Source organism: Cyclobacterium qasimii M12-11B (assembly GCF_000427295.1).
Lineage (GTDB): Bacteria > Bacteroidota > Bacteroidia > Cytophagales > Cyclobacteriaceae > Cyclobacterium > Cyclobacterium qasimii.
This window is the reverse complement of the sequence record NZ_ATNM01000022.1, coordinates 1-591: the sequence shown is the minus strand read 5'-3', so window position 1 is coordinate 591 and position 591 is coordinate 1. Positions and strand designations below refer to the sequence as shown.

At 39.6% G+C, this 591-nt stretch carries 1 pseudogene; it reads left to right on the top strand.

Annotated features, from left to right (window positions below):
* Positions 1 to 432, top strand: a pseudogene (artP, locus tag ADICYQ_RS31060) (arginine ABC transporter substrate-binding protein ArtP); the annotation flags it as partial.
* Positions 433 to 591 lie beyond the last annotated feature (159 nt).

Sequence of the window (591 nt, the reverse complement as noted above, 5' to 3'; positions counted from 1 at the left end):
TGTGTATTACACAGCGAACCATATGATTGTCAGCAAAAAAGACAGCGGCATTCAATCTTTGAAAGACCTGAAAGGAAAACAGTTGGCGTTCAGCTTGGCTCTATTCAGGAAGAGAAGGGGAAAGAGCTTTCTCCGGAATATGGTTTTAAAACAGAAGACCGCAACAGAATTTCTGATTTGGTGCAGGAAATCAAATCTGACCGCTTCGATGCCGCGATTATTGAAGACATTGTTGCAGAAGGGTATTTCAAATCAAATGATGACCTGCAAGGCTTTGTGATTCCTGATGCGAAAGCGGAAGAAGCCGGTTCAGCAATTGCTTTCAGAAAGGACAGTGAACTGACAGACAAATTCAATAAAGCGCTCAAGGAAATGGAAGATAACGGAGAGCTTGAGAAATTGAAGAAAAAATGGTTCACTGGCGAGAAGTAAAAAAAGCGGCTCAACTTTTTCGTTGAGCCTTTTTATTGAATAGGAAACTTTTTCCTGTAAGAAAAGGAGACAAAGGCTATGAATTTGGATTTTTCAGCAACGATCCCCAATTCCTTTATATTAGAAGGCTTGGCAATTACATTAAAATTGTTGTTGTAT